Origin of the sequence: Zavarzinia sp. CC-PAN008, assembly GCF_051903925.1 — a bacterium.
GTDB lineage: Bacteria > Pseudomonadota > Alphaproteobacteria > Zavarziniales > Zavarziniaceae.
The window spans coordinates 3178682-3197552 of sequence record NZ_CP173678.1; the positions used below are offsets into that span (position 1 = coordinate 3178682).

The following is an 18871-nucleotide window of genomic DNA, read 5'->3' on the forward strand; positions in this document are numbered from 1 at the left end:
TGTTCCGGGCAGTCCGCGATGCGGTCGCCTGCGCGACCGATGCCGGTCTAACGCCTAGTCCTTTGGCGGTTCCGTCGTGCGCAGCGTGCCCAGTGTCCGGTTCGGGTTGTCATAGCGCGGTGCTGAACGGGACTGCGTCTGGCTTGGCACCGCATGGGTAGCAACGCCGCCAACATCCCTTTGCTCCAGCGATGGTGCGGCTTCGGGTGTTGGCGTCCAGCCCTGGCCGTCTGCCGCGTCCTGGCCCGGGACGGAATTCGTGCCGCGTGGCGCAAACACCGTCATGTCGCCGGCCTGGGGCACATCGGTGCGATACTTCTGGTAGCCGAACCAGCCGATCGCCCCGGCACCACCGGCCAGTACCAGGAGCACGACGGCGAGGCCCCAGTCGAAGCCCTTGCGCGCCTTCGCGAATTCGCGCGCGCCAAGGGGCGCCGCGACCAGTCGGTCAGGGTGGCGCTCATGACGAGCATTGGCACGAAGGGGCGGGGAATCCGTTGCGCGGCGCGGCATGACGCGAAGATAGGAAGCCTGCCGCCCGGCGTCGAGTACCTCAGCAGCAGCGCAGGCCTGCACCGGGGCCGCCGCCATAGCGCTTGGCCTGGCGCTCGCGTACGAATTCGGCCCGGGTCATGACCTCCAGTCCCGGGTGGTTGGCCTGCCGATGCGCCACATAGGCGTCGTAGTCCGGCAGGCCGACCATCAGGCCAGCCATCTGGCAGGCACAGGTCCAGGCCTGGCGAAGCGGGCCGTCAGGCCGTTGCCGTGCCGCCACCATGCACCTCCTTCGTCGTCACGCCCGGCGCGCCCAGGGCCTGGCGCAGGCGCAGGATGCCGAAAACCAGCATGGTCACGACCACCGCCATGAAGGCGGCGCAAAGGACGGCATCGACCTGGTTGTTGGTGATGATCTGCCGCATCGCTTCCGGCGTCTTGGCCGGGGCCAGCAGCTGGCCCTGGGCCAGCGCGGTGCTGAACCGCTCCGCCTGGGCCAGGAAGCCAATCTTGGGGTCGGGATGGAACAGCTTCTGCCACCCCGCCGTCAGTGTGCAGATCAGGAGCCAGGCGCAAGGCAGGATCGTGACCCAGGCGAAGCGCTCCCGCTTCATCTTGAACAGCACGACCGTGCACAGGATCAGCGCCATGGCGGCCAGCATCTGGTTCGAGATGCCGAACAGCGGCCACAGCGTGTTGATGCCGCCCAGGGGATCGACCACGCCCTGGTAGAGGAAGTAGCCCCAGCCGGCAACGGCGATCGCCGTCGCCGCCACGTTGGCGCCCCAGGACTGGGTGCTGCGGAAGGCCGGGCTGACCAGGCCGAACAGGTCCTGGATCATGAACCGTGCGACGCGCGTGCCGGCGTCGATCGTGGTCAGGATGAACAGCGCCTCGAACAGGATGGCGAAGTGGTACCAGAACGCCATCATCGCCTGCCCGCCGATGACGCTGGAGAAGATGTGCGCCATGCCGACCGCCAGCGTCGGCGCCCCGCCGGCGCGCGACAGGATCGTCGACTCGCCCACGTCGGTGGCCATCTGCGTCAGGGCGTCGGGCGTCACCACGAAGCCCCAGGACGAGATCGCCGCCGCGGCCGTCTCGGGCGTGGTCCCGATCAGGGCGGCCGGGCTGTTCATGGCGAAATAGATCGCCGGGTCCAGCACGCTGGCCGCCGTCAACGCCATGATCGCGACCGACGATTCGACCAGCATCGCGCCATAGCCGATCGGCCGGATGTCGGCTTCGTTGGCCAACATCTTGGGCGTCGTGCCGGACGAAACCAGGGCGTGGAAGCCGGAGACGGCACCACAGGCGATGGTGATGAACAGGAAGGGGAACAGGTTGCCGGACCAGACCGGTCCACTGCCGTCGACGAACTGCGTCACCGCGGGCATGCGCAGGTCGGGCATCACGACCAGGATGCCGACAGCCAGGGCGGCGATCGTCCCGATCTTCAGGAACGTCGACAGGTAGTCGCGCGGGGCCAGCAGCAGCCACACCGGCAGGACGGACGCCACGAAGCCATACGCCATCAGCATGATGGCCAGCGTCTCGGCGTCGTAGTCGAACAGGGGGCCAAGCTCGGCATGCTGGGATACGTACTGGCCGCCCCAGATTGCGGCGATCAGCAGGACGAAGCCGATCGCCGACATCTCGCCCACTGCACCGGGGCGCATCCGCCCGTACAGGCCCATCAGCACGGCGATGGGAATCGTCGCCATGACGGTGAATGTGCCCCAGGGGCTGTGCGCCAGCGCCTTCACCACGATCAGGGCCAGCACCGCCAGCAGGATCACCATGATCAGCAGGACGCCGACCAGGGCCACGATGCCCGCCGCCGGCCCCATCTCGGCCCGCACCATGTCGCCCAACGTGCGGCCATCGCGCCGGGTGGACAGGAACAGCACGACGAAGTCCTGGACCGCCCCCGCGAACACGACGCCCGCCAGGATCCACATGGTCCCGGGCAGATAGCCCATCTGTGCCGCCAGCACCGGCCCGACCAGTGGGCCAGCCCCGGCGATCGCCGCGAAATGATGACCGAACAGCACCGTCCGGTGGGTCGGCACATAGTCCAGGCCGTCATTGTGCCGGACGGCTGGCGTCGTACGGCTGGGGTCCAGTTGCAGGACCGAATTGGCAATGAACCGGCTGTAGAACCGATAGGCGATCAGGTAGACGCAGGCTGCCGCCACGACCAGCCACAGTGCGTTGATCGTCTCGCCCCGGTGCAGGGCCACGGTGCCCAGCGCGAACGCGCCAACGATGGTGACAAGGCCCCAGGCGACGCGGGGCGCCATTCCTGCCATGCGCTACTCCCAGCATGCGCCGGCGTCTCGTGATGGTGGACGCCGGCCGGCCCCCAGGCCGTCTGCCGCAACACTAGCGCCGGGAACGCTGCGCACTCAATGGTGTGCGGGGAGCTGGCCGGGCGGATCAGGCCCGCCGCGCCTCCAGTCGGCGCTGGAAGCTGCCCAGGATCAGGCGATAGAGATCGTCGCGCAGGACCTTGTCCTCGACCCCGCAATCGATATTGGGGTTGTCATTGACCTCGATGACGAAGACGCCGGATTTCGTCTGCTTCAGGTCAACGCCATAGAGCCCATCTCCGATCAGGCGCGCCGCCTGTTCCGCGACGCGGACGACCTCCTTGGGCACATCCTCCACCGCGAATGTGCGCGCGGCACCGTCCTGGACGGTGCCGCCGGGGCCATGGTTGATGATCTGCCAATGCTTGCGCGCCATCATGTACTGGCAGGCGAAGATCGCCTGCCCCTCCAGCACGCCAATGCGCCAATCGAATTCGGTGGGCATGAACTCCTGCGCCAGGATCAGCTCGCTGTCCTTGAGCATGATGCGCGAGACGTCAACGAATTCATCGGCATTGTCGACCTTCTTCACGCCCCGGCTGAAGGATCCGTCTGGAATCTTAAGCACCAGCGGATAGCCCAGTTGGCTGGCGGGACCTTGCGCGTCGGGCTTGGACAGGATCAGCGTGCGCGGCGTCGGTACGCCATTCGTCCGCAGCAACTCGGCCAGGAAGACCTTGTTCGTGCAGCGGATGATGGAGGCGGGGTCGTCCATCACCGGCATCCCCTCGCTCTGCGCCTTCACCGCGAAGCGATAGGTATGGTGCGGGATTGCCGTTGTTTCGCGGATGAACAGGGCGTCGAACTCGGCAAGTCTTGAGAAGTCGCGTCGCTCGATCAGTTCGACGTCGATGCCCATCTGTTCGCCCACGCTGACGAACTTCTGCAAGGTGCGGGCATCGGACGGCGGAAGTTTGTCCTGCGGATCGTGCAGGATTGCCAGGTCATAGCGCGGCCCAGTGCGGGCGCGGATCTTGGGCCAGCGGCGCCGTGTGAAGCGCTCCAGGCTGTCCTGGAACAACGCATCAAGAGCCTCGGGCAAGGCCTTGAGGGACAAAGGCTCGATCGCCTTCACATGCCATTTCGGCTCGGCGACCAGTTCCAGCTTCAGCAATGGGCAGCGGAACAGGTCGAATGCCCGGTCGGCCAGGTCGTCGAACCGGCTGTCGTCCGGGCGGCCGAACACCACGTACAGGTCCATGGCCTGGACCTTGGGCGGGTCGCGCCGCGTGACCTTGCGCAGCAGGACGTCAAGCTCGGCCAGCAGGAAGCGATAGATCGATCGACGCTCCAGTTCGACCAGGGTGGCGACGCTGGGCACGACTTTGTCCTGCCGCGCTTCCGCCAGCAGGGAGCAGTAGTAGCCCACCGAAAGATAGTCGTAGTTCCGGCACAGGTTGATGATCTGTGGATTGCGCTGGGTGAAGCGCTGGGGATCGCCCAGATAGTCCTCGACCGTGGCAACCCTGCCGCCAGGATCGGGCCACCGGAAGTCGCCGCGCTTCTCGACGATGATGACGTGGGCGGGCATGTCAGCGCGTGGCCCTCGCCCCGGACTGCGGGGTAGGGCGGGGACTGATGACGACGGCGGCTTTCTGCTGGCCGCGGCCGAATCGGGCCATGCGGGCGAACTCCTCGACGGATATGGGGATGTCGATTGCGCTGATGGCGGCCTCCTGCGGGGCGCCGGTGGTACCAATCCAGGGATCGTTGATGGTGACGAACCGCTCGTCTGCGCCGGTCACCGCCACCCAGTGCGGTTCGCGGTCCCGCGTCAGACGATAGAGGCTGATCAGCACGAGCGGGACAGAGCCTGCGGCAAGGCGGGATTTCAGCGTACCCAGGTCCAATGCACCCTGGTGGCTGGCAATTCCGGTCGCCGCGATCTCTGCCTCGAACTCGCGCTGCACCAGCTGGATGGCCTGCTTGCGCTCGGGCGAGCGCACGCTGTCGATGAACAGCGTCTCTGTCCCGTTCACGAAGATCTCCGCGTCAAAGCCCCGCCGCCAGGCGGCCAGCGCCAGGCCATGGGGCCCACACCCGCCATGGCCCGAGGTCATGAAGATCGTCGTTGCCTCCCGCCACAGGCGCAGTTCCAGGGACAGGTCCAGGGGCAGGGCAGGGTCGCACGCTTTCATCGCCATCATCAGGCAGGCGGGACCGCACGTGAAATCGAAACTTTGGCGCCAATATGGCACGTCGACGGGATTGGCCACGGCGGGGAGCAGGATCTTCTCCATGCGCACCGCATCCGCATGGTCCTCGTAATAGTCCGGATAGCGGCCGAAGGCGCGATAGCCGGCGGCGGCGAAGACCTTCTGCGCGCGATGGTTGTCGATCCGCGTCTCCAGCCGGATGGCGGCACACCCCCGCGCGATCGCTGCCTGCTCCGCTGCCGTGAGGAGGGCAGCCGAGACACCGCTCCCGCGCGCCTCCCTGCTGACCGCGATCGAATACACGCGCGCCAGGGCCGAGCCGCCATGGAACAGCAGCGTGAGATAGCCCTGCAGTCCCGGCTTCTCGTCAGCGGTCGCGACAAGGGTCGCGGCGTTGCCCTTGGTCAGCAGGTGCCGGAATGCCCGTTCGGTGATCCGGTCGCCGTCGAAGGACTCAGCCTCCAGCGCGAGCAGGGGGTCGAGGTCGTCCAGGCAGGCGGGGCGGATGGTGGTCTGGCTCATGGCGCACTGTCGACAGCGATCGGCCCAGCCTGACGGGCAGCGCGCCGCTTGTCAGCGTCGCTGCGCGATTTTCCGTGGGAACCCCATGAGGCCTTCGCCGTTTTGCCCGCCAGAACACATGCCGACCCCCACAAAGGCCAGCAAGGCCAAGAGGCAAAAGGAGAAACTGCCATGGCGCGTACCGCCGTCCTGTCGACCATCGCTGCTGCTGCGCTGAGCCTGGTTGCCGTGTCCGCTTGTGCCGAGCAGGACACGATCGCCAACAACGAAACGACCCGTGCGGTCGACCGCGCTGCCGAGACCAACATCTCTGGCGCATACCCGTCGCAGTCGGACGGCACCGCCGTCAACCCCCCGGGGACCGAGGCGACCCGCGCGCTGGACCGCGCCGCGGGCACCAACACCAGCGGCGCCTATCCGTCCCAGTCGGACGGCATGCCGGGCAACCCGCCGGGGACGGAGGCGACGCGTGCCCTGGACCGTGCGGCTGGCACCAACACCAGCGGCGCGTACCCGTCGCAGTCTGACGGCACCCCGGGCAATCCGCCGGGCACGGCGGTCAGCCGCGCGATCGACGACGTCGAGGGCAACACCACGAACTGACCCGGCCCACCCCCGGCCAGACGCTGGCTGGGGGTGACCAGCCCAAGCTGTAGAGAAGAAATCGGGAGAGCGTCTTGAGCGACAATGTATACAAGATCGTCGAGATTGCGGGATCGTCCGCGCACAGCATCGAGGATGCGATCCGCGGCGCCGTAACCCGTGCCAACGCGACGCTGCGCAATGTCCGCTGGTTCGAAGTGACCGACACCCGCGGTCATGTCGAGAACGGCCAGATCGGCCATTTCCAGGTGACCCTGAAGGTCGGCTTCACCCTGGACGACTGAGAGGTCCCCGCCAGGACCGGGCCGGCTGCCACTGGCAGTCCGGCCTGGCCCTGTTGTCCATGGCACCGACCGTCGTCCCCTGGTCTGGTGTTTGCGGGCACAGCCAAGATATGGTGCGCGCCGCGGCCGTCAGAAGCCGCGATGGCTTTGGCCAAACCCGCCGAGGAACACCACAAAGGGGGCGAGCATGCGTGCAATTCAGCGTTTGGACCGGTCGGTCAAGGGCCGTGGCGTCCTGGTGACGGGTGCTGCCAGTGGGATGGGTCGTGCGACCGCCCACGTCTTCGCCCAGGAGGGTGCCAAGGTCGCCGTCACGGATGTGACGCAGGAAGGCGTGGACCGAGTCGTGGCGGAGATCAAGGCCGATGGCGGCGATGCCGCGGGCTGGGTCCTGGACGTGTCCAACTTCGATCAGATCAAGCAGGTGATTGGCGAGATCGCCGCCGCCTTCGGTCGCCTGGACATCATCGTCAACAATGGCGGCGTCTCCGCCATGATGAAGATGGAAGACCCGAAATACGATCAGACCTGGGACTGGGCGGTCAGCATCCTGCTCACGGCGCACCAGCGCATCGTGCGGACGGCACTGCCCCACCTGCGCAAGTCGGACGCCGCCCGCATCGTCAACATCGCGTCGACCGAGGGCTGGGGCGCCTCGCCCAATGACACGATCTATGTCGCGGCCAAGACAGGCGTGATCGGCTTGACCCGCGCGATGGCGGTCGACCTGGGGCCGGAGGGGATCACCGTCAACTGCATCTGCCCCGGCCCGATCAACACCGGCATGACCGCCAGCATCCAGGACGAACACAAGACGATCTTCGCCAAGCGGCGCACTGCGCTGAAGCGTTATGGCGAGCCGGAGGAAGTGGCGGCCATCACCTTCAGCCTGTGCCTGCCGGCCTCGTCCTACATCACGGGTGTGGCGATCCCCGTCGATGGTGGCCTGACCATCCGCAACGCCTGAGGTGCCGGCCCAACCCTGCCTGGACCCCGTCATTGGTCCAGGCAGGGTTGGCGCGCGCCGTTGCCTACTCCGCCGGGTCGGCTGTCTCCTTGTCCTTCAGGCCGGCAATACCTACGCCGGGACGCCAGCCGCCGCCCTGGGGGGCGGTCGCCTGCTGGGCGGTGATCGCCATCGCCTCCTCCGCCCGGGCATTGCCGACGACCTTTGCCATGATCGCCGCCTGCATGCCGGACATCAGCTCGCCCTTGTGCGTCGCCAGGAATTCGGCCGAGGCGCGCTGGTTGCGCGTCGACATCTTGAGCTCCGGCATGACATAGCGGGCGAACAGGTCCCACGAGCGCAAGGTCGCCTCAGGGTTCGCCCAGTCATGGGCGAAGCCGAGCACCACGCCGAAGCCCCCGGTGATCTCCTGCAGCGACCGGATGGCGGCCACCAGTTCGTCCGGGGTGCCGACGACCGAGGTGCCGGCGCCGACCTTTCCGCCGGCCGTCTGGTCCAGCAGTTCCCATTTGTCGGCGACGGCCTCGGCGCCGGGCCGGCCCAGGACGCGCACGTTGTATTCGTTGTGCCAGAGCTGCAGGCCGTCGACGGCTTCAGCCTGGGCCTGCTTCTTCGACTCGGCCAGATGCCACGACATCAGCACGCGCCAGTTGGCGCGATCGACCGTCTGGCCATGTTTTGCCGCGGCCTCCTCGGCAAAGGCCCATTGCGTCGGCAGCGCCTGAAGCCCCGCGGCGGACGTCGAAGCGATCGAGAGCACGCCCATGCCGTACTTGCCGGCCAACTGCATGCCCGACGGGCTGATCGACGAGGCGGCGGCCATCGGGATCCTGTCCTGAACGGGCAGGAGCTGGAGCTGCGCTTCGTTCAGCTTGAACCACTCGCCATCGTAGCTGAAGCGCTCGCCGCCTTCGAGCAGGCGGATGATGACGGCCAGCGCCTCGTCCTGGCGGTCGCGGAGCAGGAGCTGGTCGATGCCGAACGTCCGCGCGTCCGAAGGCAGGGCGCCTGGGCCGGTGCCAAAGATCACGCGGCCATCCGTCATGTGGTCCAGCTGAACGATGCGCTGCGCCACGTTGAACGGGTGGTGGTAGGGCAGGGAGACGACGCCGGTGCCCAGGCGGATCCGCTTTGTCCGCTCACCTGCAGCGGCCAGGAAGAGTTCGGGGCTGGCGATCATTTCCCAGCCGGAGGAATGATGCTCGCCAACCCAGAACTCATCATAGCCGAGCTCGTCCAGGTGTGCGGCCAGGCGCAGGTCGCGCTTGAACTGCAGAGTAGGGTTCTCCCCCACCGGATGGTGGGGCGCCAAAAACGCGCCGAACTTCATCCTGCCCATCAGCGATCCTCCTGGTGCACGGCTGCTGGCCGTGACGCTGTTCTGTCCACGGCTTGCCGTTGCCGTGCCAGGACCATATAGCGCAATCGTCGACCGCATGGTCAGGGTTATGGGCGCCGCATGGTCCCGGCTTTCCCACCGGACGGGGAAATCATAGGATGGCGGGCGATGCTGTTCTCGCTCCCCAACCTGCTCACCATGTCCCGGATCGCGGCGATCCCGGCGGTCGTTGCGACGTTCTTCTTCGACGATCCGGTATCCCACTGGCTGGCGGTCGTCCTGTTCGTGGCAGCCGGGATCACCGACTGGGCGGACGGATACTGGGCCCGCCGGTTGAACCAGCAATCCCCCTTTGGCCGCTTCCTGGACCCGATCGCGGACAAGCTGCTGGTGGCGGCGGTCGTCCTGATGCTGGTCGCCAGCAGCGTCATCGTCCACGTCCACGTGCTGGCGGCCCTGGTCATCCTGTGCCGGGAAATCCTGGTGTCCGGCCTCCGCGAGTTCCTTGCGGAGGTCAAGGTCGGCCTGCCCGTGACGCGTCTTGCCAAGTGGAAGACGGCGGCACAGATGATGGCGCTGACGTCGCTCCTGGTTGCGGATTCGCTGCCGGGGGACGAGGTTGTGCTGTGGATCGGCCTGCTGTTCCTGTGGTTGGCCGCGGCTTTGACATTGGTGACGGGCTTCGACTACCTGCGCGTTGGCCTTCGCCACATGATGGGGCCGCAGGCCCAGCCCCTGGGAGAGCCTATTGCCGGCAAGCAGGGCCGCGCTGCGCCCTGAGCGGGAAGAGCAGGCGTGAAGGTCCTTGGAATCGCAGGATGGAGCGGGGCGGGCAAGACCCATCTGGTCGTCCGCCTGATCCCTGAACTCGTCGCGCGGGGACTGCGTGTTTCGACGCTGAAGCACGCCCATCACCGCTTCGATGTCGATACGCCGGGCAAGGACAGCCATCGCCATCGCGAAGCGGGTGCGACAGAGGTGCTGGTCGCGTCCGGCACACGCTGGGCCCTGATGCACGAACTGCGCGGTGCCGAGGAGCCGAGCCTGCAAGCGCTGCTGGCTAAGCTGAGCTCGGTGGACCTTGTCCTGGTCGAAGGCTTCAAGCGCGAGGCGATTCCGAAACTGGAGGTGCACCGGGGCGGTCTGGGTTCGCCCCTGCTCGCGAACGACGATCCGGACGTTCTGGCGATCGCAACCGACTGGCCTGCCCAAGTGGCCCACGCGGGCCGGATCATTCTGCCCCTTGACGACACGGCGGCCATAGCCGACTTCGTCTGCGCTCATGTCGGGAGCGGAGCAGGCGCATGAAGCTTGTCTATTTTGCCTGGGTGCGCGAGCGGATCGGCATGGCGCAGGAATCCTACGACCTGCAACCCGGCCAGGCGACGGTCGCGGACGTGGTTGGCGCGCTGCGCGCCCGCGGCGGCGGTTATGAAGCTGCTCTGGGCGATCCAACGGCCGTTCGCTTCGCCGTGAACCAGGACCATGCGAAGGCGGACCATCCCGTAACACAAGACGACGAACTGGCGATTTTCCCCCCCGTCACGGGCGGCTGAGAAGGGCAGGGCGCAGATGAGCGTCGCGGTTCAGCAGGATGATTTCGACCCCGGTGCGGAACTGGCCGCCCTGACCGAGGGGCGACGCGACATTGGCGCCGTTGTCAGCTTTGTCGGCCTGGTGCGTGACATGAGCGATGGCAGCGGCGTCAGCGCCATGACGCTTGAGCACTATCCTGGCATGACCGAGCGTAGCCTGGCGGCGATCGAGGCCGAGGCGAACGCGCGCTGGCCATTGACCGCCTCGCTGATCGTGCACCGCCATGGCCGGCTGGAGGCAGGCGACCGCATCGTGCTGGTCATCACCGCGTCTGCACACCGGCAGGCGGCGTTCGACGCCGCCGCCTTCCTGGTCGACTACCTGAAGACCCAGGCGCCCTTCTGGAAGCGTGAGGAAGGGGCAGAGGGGGACCGCTGGGTCGAGGCGCGGAGTGCCGACGACGCGGCTGCGGCACGATGGCGCAAATCCCACGAATGACAGTGGAAAACTCTTTGCCTCACCTCGTTCTGGAAATTTCGCTGTAGAATATAGCGAACTACAGGCTGGTTGACATTGGGCGTGGGGGAGCTCACACAGCCGCACCCTGTCCGTCCTGGTCCCGCGTGGTCATGTCGCCGCTCGATACGCTTGAACAGCAAAGCATCTACATCCTCCGCGAGGCGTTCGCGAAGGTGAAGCCGATCGTCCTGCTCTGGTCGCTGGGCAAGGACTCCAACGTCATGATCTGGCTGACGCGCAAGGCCTTTTTCGGCCATGTGCCCTACCCGGTCGCGCACCTGGACACTGGCGCCGAATTCCCGGAGGTCTATGCCTTCCGCGACCGCTATGCCAAGGAATGGGGCCTGGACCTGATCGCGGACGACTGTCCGCCGATCGAGATGGTGGACCAGTCCCTGCCGCCGGCCTCCCGCTTCGCGCAACGCAAGGGCCTGGGCGTCACCGAACTTGTCCGCTCGCGCCAGTTCAAGGGCGTGATCGCCGGCATCCGCCGCGATGAGCAGGCGACCCGTGCCAAGGAGCGTGTCTTCTCGCCCCGGGGCGAGAACAACGACTGGGATGTGCGCGACCAGCCACCGGAATTCTGGGACCAATTCACGACCGACATCGGCCCTGGCCAGCACCTGCGGATCCATCCGCTGCTGCATTGGACCGAGGTCGACGTGTGGCGCTATATCGAGCGCGAGAACATCCCCGTCTCGGAACTGTACTTCGCCAGGAACGGCAAGCGCTTCCGCAGCCTGGGCGAGCAGGGGATCACGTTTCCCATCGACTCGAATGCGGCGACGATCCCAGAGATCATCGACGAGCTGGTCGCGACCAGGGCGCCTGAGCGCGCCGGCCGCGCCATGGACCATGAGTCCGAGGATGCGTTCGAACGCATGCGCGCCGGGGGGTACCTGTGATGCCCAAGGATCTGGTCGAAGGCGGCGCGCCCACTCCCCGCAGCCTGCTGCGCATCGTCATTGTCGGCCACGTCGACCATGGCAAGTCGACTCTGGTCGGCCGCCTGCTGCACGACACCGACAACCTTCCCGACGGGAAGCTGGAAGAGCTGCGCGCGACGTCGGCAAAGCGCGGCATGCCGTTCGAATGGGCCTTCCTGATGGATGCGCTCCAGGCCGAGCGCGACCAGGGCATCACGATCGATTCCAGCCAGATCTGGCTGCGCACGCCGGGTCGTGACCTGGTCATCATCGACGCGCCCGGCCACAAGGAATTCCTGAAGAACATGATCACCGGCGCTGCATCGGCGGATGCGGCGCTGCTGGTGATCGACGGGCACGAAGGCGTCAAGGAGCAGTCGCGCCGGCACGGCTACTTGCTGCACCTGCTGGGCATCCGCCAAATCCTGGTGGCGGTCAACAAGATGGACCTGGTGGACGATCCCGCCGCCCGCTTCGTCGAGGTGGCGGAGGAGATCCGCGCCTACCTGTCCGGCCTGGGCGTCGAACCGGCACACATCGTGCCGATCTCTGCCCGCGACGGCGACAATGTGGTGCAGCGGTCCGACCGCTTCGGCTTCCATGACGGGCCGACCGTATTCGAGGCACTGGACGGCTTTGCCGCCGTCACCATGCCCTCTGACCGGCCGTTGCGCCTGCCGGTTCAGGATGTCTACAAGTTCGACGAACGCCGGATCATCGCCGGGAAGATCGCCAGCGGCCGCCTTTCGGTCGGCGACACGATCGTCTTCTCGCCCTCGAACAAGACGGCCCGCATCGCCTCGATCGAGCATTGGGGCGGGCCGCAGCCGCTGGTGGCGCTGGCGGGCCAGTCCGTCGGCATCACGCTCGATGAGCAGATCTTCATCGAGCGTGGCGAGCTGATCAGCCACCTGGACCATGCGCCGATGGAGACCGATGTCTTCCGCGCGCGCCTGTTCTGGCTGGCGCACAATCCGCTGACCAAGGGCTCGCGCTGGAAGCTGCGGCTGGGCAATGCCGAGGCCGAGGCCGAGGTCCAGTCGATCGAGCGGGTGATCGACGCGACGACTCTCGACTCGAAGGCGGCGCTGTCGGTCGAGCGCAATGCCGTGGCGGAAGTCATCTTCCGCACGCGCAAGCTGGTCGCCATCGACCCGCACGACCGCAGCCCTGCGACGGGCCGCTTCGTCGTGGTGGACAAGGGGGCGATTGCCGGCGGCGGCCTGATCTCGATGGACGGCTATGCCGACCAGCGCCAGCTCGTCACCCGCAATGCGACGAACATCACCCCGGTCGAGACGGTGGTGACGACGGCGATTCGGGAGCGGCGCAACGGGCACCGCGGTGGCGTGCTGTGGCTGACCGGCCTGTCGGGATCGGGCAAGTCGACCCTGGCCATCGCTGTCGAGCGGGCCCTGTTCGAGCGCGGCTATCAGGTCTTCGTCCTGGACGGCGACAACATCCGCACCGGCCTCAACGCCAATCTGGGCTTCTCGCCCGAGGATCGGGCCGAAAACATTCGTCGGGTGGGCGAGGTGGCGGCGCTGTTCGCGGCGGCCGGCACGATCGTCATCACGGCGTTCATCTCGCCCTATCGCTCGGACCGCGAGCGAGCCCGGGCAGCAGTGCCGCGCGCCTTCCACGAGATCCACGTGGCGGCCGACGTCGAGACCTGTGAGAAGCGCGACCCCAAGGGCCTTTATGCCAAGGCCCGCGCCGGCGAGATCAAGGACTTCACCGGAATCTCCGCACCCTATGAGGCGCCGGAGAGCCCGGAACTGGTGGTCGAGACGGGCAAGCAGTCGGTCGAGGCGTCCGTCTTCCGGATCCTGGACTATGTCGATCGGCACTTCGCGGTACCAAGCACGGAGGGCGGCGGCATCTGATGCCGCGTCCTCTGCCATCTGGGTAGTCGACGCAGGAGTTTTCCACTCCCACTATGGGCTTTCGCCATGGTGGGTGAGGGCAGGCATTGAGCGGACGGGGCACGCGCAAACCGGTCGTTGGCGTTATCGGCTCGACCTTCCTGGTCAACGACCGCTTCGCAACGCAACTCGTCGGCGAAGCCAACCTGTGGGCGGTGGCTGATGTGGCGGGGGCCCAACCGCTGATGATCCCGGGCATTCCGGAGCTTTCGGACATCGGGGCTCTTCTCGACATCGTCGACGGCGTGCTGTTGACCGGTGCGCGCGCCAACGTGCACCCCACATTCTACGGCACCGCACCCGATGCGCGGTACGAGCCCTATGACCTGCGGCGGGACGAGACGGCACTAGCCCTGTCACGGGCCTGTGTGGACCATGGCGTACCGCTGCTCGGCATCTGCCGCGGCCTGCAGGAAATGAATGTGGCTTTCGGTGGCACGCTTCATCCGGAAGTGCGGGACCTGCCGGGTCGCATGAATCACCGCGCCCCGCGGCAGGAGGACGGCGATTTCCACCCCGATCCCCTGGTCGTCTTTGCCGACAGGCACGACGTGCGCCTGACGCCCGGCGGGACCTTTGCCCGTTTGCTGGGTCGCGACGTGATCCGCGTCAATTCCCTGCACGGCCAGGCGGTGGAAGTGGCGGGCGACCGCGTGATCGTCGAGGGCCTGGCCGAAGACGGGACGGTCGAGGCGATCCGCATCGCCGATGCGCCCGGCTTTGCCCTGGGCGTCCAGTGGCACGCGGAATACGACCCCCAGACCAACCCGATCAACCGGACGCTGTTCCAGGCGTTCGGCGCGGCCGTCACCGCCGGTCGAGCAGTGCGCTGAGTGCAGGACGTCGACCGCTTGCCGGTTAAGGAAGCCCGGCAAGCGGCCGACGTAGCGCTCCCCAGTTCGCTCAAGCCGCCAGGGCGAGGCCGTGGGTGGTGCGGTCGAAGTCGTCCATCAGCTGGCGCGTGATGGCGCCCACCTCGAAGCGATAGGGGCCGATCTCGCCGACCGGGCTCACCTCGGCGGCGGTGCCGGTCAGGAAGCACTGCTCGAAGCCCTCGAGCTCGTCGGGCAGGATGTGCCGCTCGATCACCTGGATGCCGCGGGCGCGGGCCAGGTCGATCACGGTGCGGCGGGTGATGCCGTCCAGGAAGCAGTCCGGCTTGGGCGTATGCAGCGCGCCGTCCTTGACGAAGAAGATGTTGGCGCCCGTCGCCTCCGCCACATAGCCGCGATAGTCGAGCATCATCGCGTCGGCGAAGCCCTTGGCCTCCGCCTCGTGCTTGGACAGGGTGCAGATCATGTAGAGCCCGGCCGCCTTGCTGGCGGTGGGGGCCGTGTCGGGAGCCGGGCGGCGCCACGGCGCCATCATCAGGCGCAGACCCTTCAGCTTGGCCTCGGGCGAGAAATAGCTGGGCCAGACCCAGGTGGCGATCGCCACGTTGATCTTCGCAGACTGGGCGGCAACACCCATCATCTCGCTCCCGCGCCAGGCAACAGGCCGCACATAGCCGTCCACGATCTTGTTCGCGGCACAGGTCTCGCGCGTCGCCTGGTCGATCTGGGCGACGGAGAAGGGCAGGTCGAAGCCAAGCAGCTTCGCCGAATTCTCCAGCCGGGCGGAATGCTCGGTCAGCTTGAAGACATTGCCGCCATAGACGCGCTCGCCCTCGAAGACGCAGCTGGCATAGTGCAGGGCGTGGGTCAGTACGTGGATCTTGGCGTCCCGCCACGGCACGAGCTGGCCGTTGAGCCAGATGAATCCATCGCGATCGTCGAAGGGGAGAACGCTCATTGTCCGCATCCTGGAAGCCGGCCGTTGCCGGGGCTGTTCGCCTTGCTTTGTGCAAAGACTAGGCTCGCGCTCCGAGATATGTCAATATGGCTGACATAATTTGCCCGTGAGTCCCGACCGCCGGTCCGCTCACGCGCCGCGCCGCGAGTTGCCATGTCCGAGACGATTGCCCGACCCAACCCGCTGTTCCTGCGCGAGGAGGACTTGCGCCAGGGGATCGAGCTTCTGTTCTTCGCCTACCGCTACTTCACGGCAGACCCGGATGAGATCCTGGCCCAGAAAGGGTTTGGCCGGGCCCATCACCGGGTCCTGCACTTCCTGGGGCGCCATCCCGGCATCTCGGTCGCCGAACTTCTGGCGATCCTGGGCATCACCAAGCAGAGCCTGTCGCGTGTCCTGGCCCAATTGGTGGACGAAGGTTACGTCGTGCAGGAGGCGGACGCTGGCGACCGCCGCCGCCGCCTGCTGCGCCTGACCGACCAGGGCGAGGCATTCGAGCGCGAAGTCTCCGCCCCCCAACGCGCCCGGGTCACGCGCGCCTACCGCGAGGCCGGAGCCGAGGCGGTCGCCGGATACCGCAAGGTGCTGCTGGGCCTGATCGACGAGAAGGATCGCGATCACATCATGGCCCTGGTGGAGCGCAGCTGATGTCCGAGCCGGCGCACGACAGCCCCGCGAACCTGGAGCCGGAGGAGCGGCCCCACCTGCTCGTCGTCGATGACGACAGTCGCCTGCGCGCCTTGCTGCGCCGCTACCTGACCGAGAACGGTTTCCTGGTCACGGTGGCCGAGAACGCGGCCGAGGCACGGGCGAAACTGAAGAGCATCGAGTTCGACCTGGTCGTCCTCGACGTGATGATGCCGGGCGAGTCGGGCCTGGACCTGACGCGATCCCTGCGTGGCGAGAAGTCGGCGCCTGTGCTCCTGCTGACGGCCAAGGGCGAGGCGGAGGCGCGGATCGAGGGCCTTGAGGCCGGTGCCGACGACTACCTGGCCAAGCCGTTCGAGCCGCGGGAGCTGGTCCTGCGCATCCGCACCATCCTGCGGCGCGTTGCCGCCAATACGCCAGAGGCGCTGGCGCCGATGGTCAAGATCGGCCCCTGGCTTCTGGACACGCGGCGCGGCGAGCTGAAGCAGGGCGCCCAGGTCGTGCATCTGTCGTCGAACGAGTTGAGCCTGCTGCGGATCTTCGTGGCCCAGCCGGGCGTCACCTTCAGCCGGGAGGATCTGGGCCGCATCACGGGCTCCGCTCCGGACCGTGCCATCGACGTCCAGATGAGTCGCCTTCGGCGCAAGCTGGACGACGATCCCAGGGCACCACGTCTGCTCCAGACCGTGCGGGGCAAGGGCTATGTGCTGTGGCCGGACTGAACGGCAACGCCTGCTCCGGCAGAGGGTGGCATCCTGGTCGCGGGTGAGCGCCGGCTGAGGGCCATAGCACGCTGGCGCCTGCGCACCCGATGGGTGAAGCGGGTCCTGCCACGCAGCCTGTTTGCGCGGACACTCATCATCATCGTGGCGCCGCTGCTGCTCAGCCAGGCGACCTTGGCCTATGTCTTTGTCGAACGCCATTGGGAGACGGTGACCCGCCGCCTGTGCAGAGGCGTCGCGGGTGACATCGCCTACCTCGCGGAATTTGCCAGCACGGCTCCGGGTGCGGAGAACGGCCAACTCATCAACTTGGCCCGCCGACATATGCAGTTCGAGGTCGCGGTGATCCCGGGCGAGCCGCTGCCCGCGACCACGCGGGCGGACTACCCAATTCTGGACCGCGTCTTGCGGCAGGAACTGGCGGCGCATGTCGGCCTGCCCTTTACCCTGGATACCGAGCGCTATCCCGGCTTCATCGACATGCACTTTCAGCTTGGCGGTGCGGTGATGCGGGTCCTGGCGCCCCTGAGCCGTGTCAGTTCGCACACGACCACCTTGTTCTTCCTGTGGATGGTCGGCGCCAGCCTGCTGTTCGTCGGCGTTGCCATAATCTTCCTGCGTAACCAGGTTCGTCCCATCCGGCGCCTTGCCCTGGCGGCCGCGGCGTTCGGGAAGGGACAACCCATCGACTTCAAGCCGACAGGCGCCGATGAGGTCCGCCTCGCCGCAAGCGAGTTTCTTGCCATGCGCGAACGGATCGAGCGGCATGTCCGGCAGCGGACGGAGATGCTGGCCGGCATCAGCCATGACCTGCGCACGCCACTCACCCGCATGCGGTTGGAGTTGGCCATGCTGCCGCCCAGTGAGGAGGTGAACGGCCTGGCCGCCGACGTCCGCGAGATGGAGAACATGGTTGCGGAGTTCCTCGCCTTTACCCGTGGTGCAAATGGGGAAACGCCGTCCCCTGTGGACCTCAGGGACCTCATGGACGAGGTAGCCGCCGATGCGGCGCTGCGGGAGGATGCCCGGCCCGTGGCGGTGGATTGCGCGCCCGGGCTGGTGGTTGCGACGCGCAGGCAGGCGCTGAAGCGGGCGCTCGTCAACCTGGTCAACAACGCCCTCCGCTATGGCACCAGGGTCCGGCTGTCGGCCTTCCAGGTGCGGCACGCCGTGACGATCCTGGTAGACGATGATGGGCCCGGCATTCCCCCCGACCAGCGTGAAGCGGCGTTCCGTCCCTTTGTCCGCCTGGACGAGGCACGCAATCTCGATCATGGCGGCGGCGTCGGGTTGGGCCTTGCGATCACCCGTGATCTGGTGCGGGCCCAGGGCGGCGAAGTGGAACTGGAATCGAGCCCGATGGGTGGGTTGCGCGTCCGCCTGCGCCTTCCCATGTAGGTACTGGTGACCAGCCTGCGCCGCTCAGCATTGTTGCGTCGACTCGAGGGGACCCGCTAGGCTCCCCGATGTGGTGGTCGACCTTTCACGTAGCCGCAACATATTGCCGCACCGACGCGCGGCTGCCACCCTCCCATTGATGCCAGCCAGGAGCGACGCCCCATGGCTTCCCTGTCCCTACGTCCCGAGACGCCGTCCGCAGCCAATCCGCTCGAGATGATCGAGCAGATCGTCGCCGCGCACGACTGGCCCTATGACCGGTCGAGCGAGGAGGACCTGTCCGTCTGTGTTGCTGGCACGTGGTGCGAGTACCAACTGAACTTTTCCTGGCGCGACGATCATCAGGCGCTCCAGCTTTCCTGCGCGCTCGATACCAAGGTGGCGGAGCCCCGCCGCAACGACATCTATGGCCTGCTGGGCCTGATCAACGAGCAGCTCTGGCTTGGCCATTTCTGTCTCTGGGCGCAGGAAGGCGTGCTCATGTTCCGCTACGGCCTGCTGTCCGGGATGGACGGCATCGGGCCCGAGCAGTGCGAGGAGATGATCGACGTCGCGATCAGCGAGTGCGAGCGGTTCTACACTGCCTTCCAGTTCGTCCTGTGGGGCGGGAAGAACCCCAAGGACGCCCTGGCTGCCGCCCTGTTCGAAACCGTGGGCGAGGCCTGATC

Annotated in this window: 21 protein-coding genes; 14 read left to right on the plus strand and 7 right to left on the minus strand. The window is 66.9% G+C overall.

The annotated features are described in order from the left end of the window. Nucleotides 1–54: 54 nt before the first annotated feature. From ACI6GS_RS14940 to ACI6GS_RS14960, 5 genes are all read right to left on the minus strand, one after another. Nucleotides 55–591, minus strand: coding sequence for a hypothetical protein (locus tag ACI6GS_RS14940; RefSeq protein ID WP_439814249.1), 537 nt, complete (start codon nt 589–591; stop codon nt 55–57). Then, nucleotides 554–775 (minus strand): YbdD/YjiX family protein, encoded by a 222-nt coding sequence (locus ACI6GS_RS14945; protein ID WP_439814250.1) that lies wholly within the window; start codon nt 773–775, stop codon nt 554–556. The genes ACI6GS_RS14940 and ACI6GS_RS14945 overlap by 38 nt, the downstream gene beginning before the upstream one ends. Next, nucleotides 753–2807 (minus strand): carbon starvation CstA family protein, encoded by a 2055-nt coding sequence (locus ACI6GS_RS14950; RefSeq protein WP_439814251.1) that lies wholly within the window; start codon nt 2805–2807, stop codon nt 753–755. The genes ACI6GS_RS14945 and ACI6GS_RS14950 overlap by 23 nt, the downstream gene beginning before the upstream one ends. 127 nt (nt 2808–2934) lie before the next feature. Further along, nucleotides 2935–4398 (minus strand): RimK family protein, encoded by a 1464-nt coding sequence (locus ACI6GS_RS14955; RefSeq protein ID WP_439814252.1) that lies wholly within the window; start codon nt 4396–4398, stop codon nt 2935–2937. A 1-nt stretch (nt 4399) separates the two neighbouring features. Continuing rightward, the gene (locus tag ACI6GS_RS14960; protein WP_439814253.1) at nt 4400–5545 is read right to left on the minus strand and encodes a GNAT family N-acetyltransferase/peptidase C39 family protein; all 1146 of its coding nucleotides are present in this window, start codon (nt 5543–5545) and stop codon (nt 4400–4402) included. A gap of 171 nt (nt 5546–5716) precedes the next feature. On the opposite strand from ACI6GS_RS14960, the gene ACI6GS_RS14965 reads away from it, so the two are divergent. The 3 genes from ACI6GS_RS14965 to ACI6GS_RS14975 all read left to right on the plus strand — a co-directional run bounded on the left by ACI6GS_RS14965 (nt 5717) and on the right by ACI6GS_RS14975 (nt 7399). Continuing rightward, nucleotides 5717–6148: a hypothetical protein gene (locus ACI6GS_RS14965; protein ID WP_439814254.1), complete on the plus strand. Its 432-nt coding sequence runs from the start codon at nt 5717–5719 to the stop codon at nt 6146–6148. A gap of 74 nt (nt 6149–6222) precedes the next feature. Further along, on the plus strand, nt 6223–6432 hold the full coding sequence (locus ACI6GS_RS14970; RefSeq protein ID WP_439814255.1) for a dodecin: 210 nt from the start codon (nt 6223–6225) through the stop codon (nt 6430–6432). Between the two features lie 187 nt (nt 6433–6619). Beyond that, nucleotides 6620–7399, plus strand: a complete 780-nt coding sequence (locus tag ACI6GS_RS14975) for an SDR family NAD(P)-dependent oxidoreductase (RefSeq protein ID WP_439814256.1) — start codon at nt 6620–6622, stop codon at nt 7397–7399. Between the two features lie 64 nt (nt 7400–7463). Here the strand turns inward: ACI6GS_RS14975 and ACI6GS_RS14980 are convergent, their stop codons facing one another. Further along, nucleotides 7464–8738: an LLM class flavin-dependent oxidoreductase gene (locus ACI6GS_RS14980; protein WP_439814257.1), complete on the minus strand. Its 1275-nt coding sequence runs from the start codon at nt 8736–8738 to the stop codon at nt 7464–7466. Nucleotides 8739–8906: 168 nt separating this feature from the next. On the opposite strand from ACI6GS_RS14980, the gene pgsA reads away from it, so the two are divergent. From pgsA to ACI6GS_RS15015, 7 genes are all read left to right on the plus strand, one after another. Next, nucleotides 8907–9518, plus strand: coding sequence for a CDP-diacylglycerol--glycerol-3-phosphate 3-phosphatidyltransferase (pgsA, locus tag ACI6GS_RS14985; RefSeq protein WP_439814258.1), 612 nt, complete (start codon nt 8907–8909; stop codon nt 9516–9518). Between the two features lie 15 nt (nt 9519–9533). After that, complete coding sequence (gene mobB, locus ACI6GS_RS14990; protein ID WP_439814259.1) at nt 9534–10046, plus strand: molybdopterin-guanine dinucleotide biosynthesis protein B; 513 nt, start codon at nt 9534–9536, stop codon at nt 10044–10046. Then, nucleotides 10043–10294 (plus strand): molybdopterin converting factor subunit 1, encoded by a 252-nt coding sequence (gene moaD, locus ACI6GS_RS14995; RefSeq protein ID WP_439814260.1) that lies wholly within the window; start codon nt 10043–10045, stop codon nt 10292–10294. The genes mobB and moaD overlap by 4 nt, the downstream gene beginning before the upstream one ends. A gap of 16 nt (nt 10295–10310) precedes the next feature. Then, complete coding sequence (locus ACI6GS_RS15000; RefSeq protein WP_439814261.1) at nt 10311–10772, plus strand: molybdenum cofactor biosynthesis protein MoaE; 462 nt, start codon at nt 10311–10313, stop codon at nt 10770–10772. A 131-nt stretch (nt 10773–10903) separates the two neighbouring features. Beyond that, nucleotides 10904–11698, plus strand: coding sequence for a sulfate adenylyltransferase subunit CysD (gene cysD / locus ACI6GS_RS15005; RefSeq protein WP_439814262.1), 795 nt, complete (start codon nt 10904–10906; stop codon nt 11696–11698). Further along, nucleotides 11698–13605 carry an adenylyl-sulfate kinase gene (gene cysC, locus ACI6GS_RS15010; RefSeq protein ID WP_439814263.1) on the plus strand — a complete coding sequence of 636 codons (1908 nt, stop codon included), beginning with the start codon at nt 11698–11700 and terminating at the stop codon, nt 13603–13605. The genes cysD and cysC overlap by 1 nt, the downstream gene beginning before the upstream one ends. Before the next feature lie 86 nt (nt 13606–13691). Continuing rightward, the gene (locus ACI6GS_RS15015) at nt 13692–14477 is read left to right on the plus strand and encodes a gamma-glutamyl-gamma-aminobutyrate hydrolase family protein (protein ID WP_439814264.1); all 786 of its coding nucleotides are present in this window, start codon (nt 13692–13694) and stop codon (nt 14475–14477) included. A gap of 70 nt (nt 14478–14547) precedes the next feature. Here the strand turns inward: ACI6GS_RS15015 and ACI6GS_RS15020 are convergent, their stop codons facing one another. After that, the gene (locus ACI6GS_RS15020; RefSeq protein WP_439814265.1) at nt 14548–15435 is read right to left on the minus strand and encodes a branched-chain amino acid aminotransferase; all 888 of its coding nucleotides are present in this window, start codon (nt 15433–15435) and stop codon (nt 14548–14550) included. A 153-nt stretch (nt 15436–15588) separates the two neighbouring features. On the opposite strand from ACI6GS_RS15020, the gene ACI6GS_RS15025 reads away from it, so the two are divergent. From ACI6GS_RS15025 to ACI6GS_RS15040, 4 genes are all read left to right on the plus strand, one after another. Then, entirely contained in the window at nt 15589–16083 is a 495-nt protein-coding gene (locus ACI6GS_RS15025) for a MarR family winged helix-turn-helix transcriptional regulator (protein WP_439814266.1), read from the plus strand. Further along, nucleotides 16083–16805 carry a response regulator gene (locus ACI6GS_RS15030; RefSeq protein ID WP_439814267.1) on the plus strand — a complete coding sequence of 241 codons (723 nt, stop codon included), beginning with the start codon at nt 16083–16085 and terminating at the stop codon, nt 16803–16805. The genes ACI6GS_RS15025 and ACI6GS_RS15030 overlap by 1 nt, the downstream gene beginning before the upstream one ends. A gap of 93 nt (nt 16806–16898) precedes the next feature. Then, nucleotides 16899–18203: an ATP-binding protein gene (locus tag ACI6GS_RS15035; protein WP_439814268.1), complete on the plus strand. Its 1305-nt coding sequence runs from the start codon at nt 16899–16901 to the stop codon at nt 18201–18203. Between the two features lie 162 nt (nt 18204–18365). Beyond that, a complete protein-coding gene (locus ACI6GS_RS15040; RefSeq protein ID WP_439814269.1) occupies nt 18366–18869 on the plus strand; it encodes a YbjN domain-containing protein in 504 nt (167 codons plus the stop codon). Nucleotides 18870–18871 lie beyond the last annotated feature (2 nt).

Bases quoted from the DNA above. Each gene is read 5' to 3' on its own strand.
- moaD (WP_439814260.1), top strand. From the start codon at position 10,043: ATGAAGCTTGTCTATTTTGCCTGGGTGCGCGAGCGGATCGGCATGGCG.
- ACI6GS_RS15000 (WP_439814261.1), top strand. From the start codon at position 10,311: ATGAGCGTCGCGGTTCAGCAGGATGATTTCGACCCCGGTGCGGAACTG.
- ACI6GS_RS14955 (WP_439814252.1), bottom strand. From the start codon at position 4,398: ATGCCCGCCCACGTCATCATCGTCGAGAAGCGCGGCGACTTCCGGTGG.
- cysC (WP_439814263.1), top strand. From the start codon at position 11,698: ATGCCCAAGGATCTGGTCGAAGGCGGCGCGCCCACTCCCCGCAGCCTG.
- ACI6GS_RS15025 (WP_439814266.1), top strand. From the start codon at position 15,589: ATGTCCGAGACGATTGCCCGACCCAACCCGCTGTTCCTGCGCGAGGAG.
- ACI6GS_RS15030 (WP_439814267.1), top strand. From the start codon at position 16,083: ATGTCCGAGCCGGCGCACGACAGCCCCGCGAACCTGGAGCCGGAGGAG.
- ACI6GS_RS14980 (WP_439814257.1), bottom strand. From the start codon at position 8,738: ATGGGCAGGATGAAGTTCGGCGCGTTTTTGGCGCCCCACCATCCGGTG.
- ACI6GS_RS14965 (WP_439814254.1), top strand. From the start codon at position 5,717: ATGGCGCGTACCGCCGTCCTGTCGACCATCGCTGCTGCTGCGCTGAGC.
- ACI6GS_RS14960 (WP_439814253.1), bottom strand. From the start codon at position 5,545: ATGAGCCAGACCACCATCCGCCCCGCCTGCCTGGACGACCTCGACCCC.
- ACI6GS_RS14950 (WP_439814251.1), bottom strand. From the start codon at position 2,807: ATGGCAGGAATGGCGCCCCGCGTCGCCTGGGGCCTTGTCACCATCGTT.
- pgsA (WP_439814258.1), top strand. From the start codon at position 8,907: ATGCTGTTCTCGCTCCCCAACCTGCTCACCATGTCCCGGATCGCGGCG.
- ACI6GS_RS15040 (WP_439814269.1), top strand. From the start codon at position 18,366: ATGGCTTCCCTGTCCCTACGTCCCGAGACGCCGTCCGCAGCCAATCCG.
- ACI6GS_RS15020 (WP_439814265.1), bottom strand. From the start codon at position 15,435: ATGAGCGTTCTCCCCTTCGACGATCGCGATGGATTCATCTGGCTCAAC.
- cysD (WP_439814262.1), top strand. From the start codon at position 10,904: ATGTCGCCGCTCGATACGCTTGAACAGCAAAGCATCTACATCCTCCGC.
- ACI6GS_RS14975 (WP_439814256.1), top strand. From the start codon at position 6,620: ATGCGTGCAATTCAGCGTTTGGACCGGTCGGTCAAGGGCCGTGGCGTC.
- ACI6GS_RS14940 (WP_439814249.1), bottom strand. From the start codon at position 591: ATGGCGGCGGCCCCGGTGCAGGCCTGCGCTGCTGCTGAGGTACTCGAC.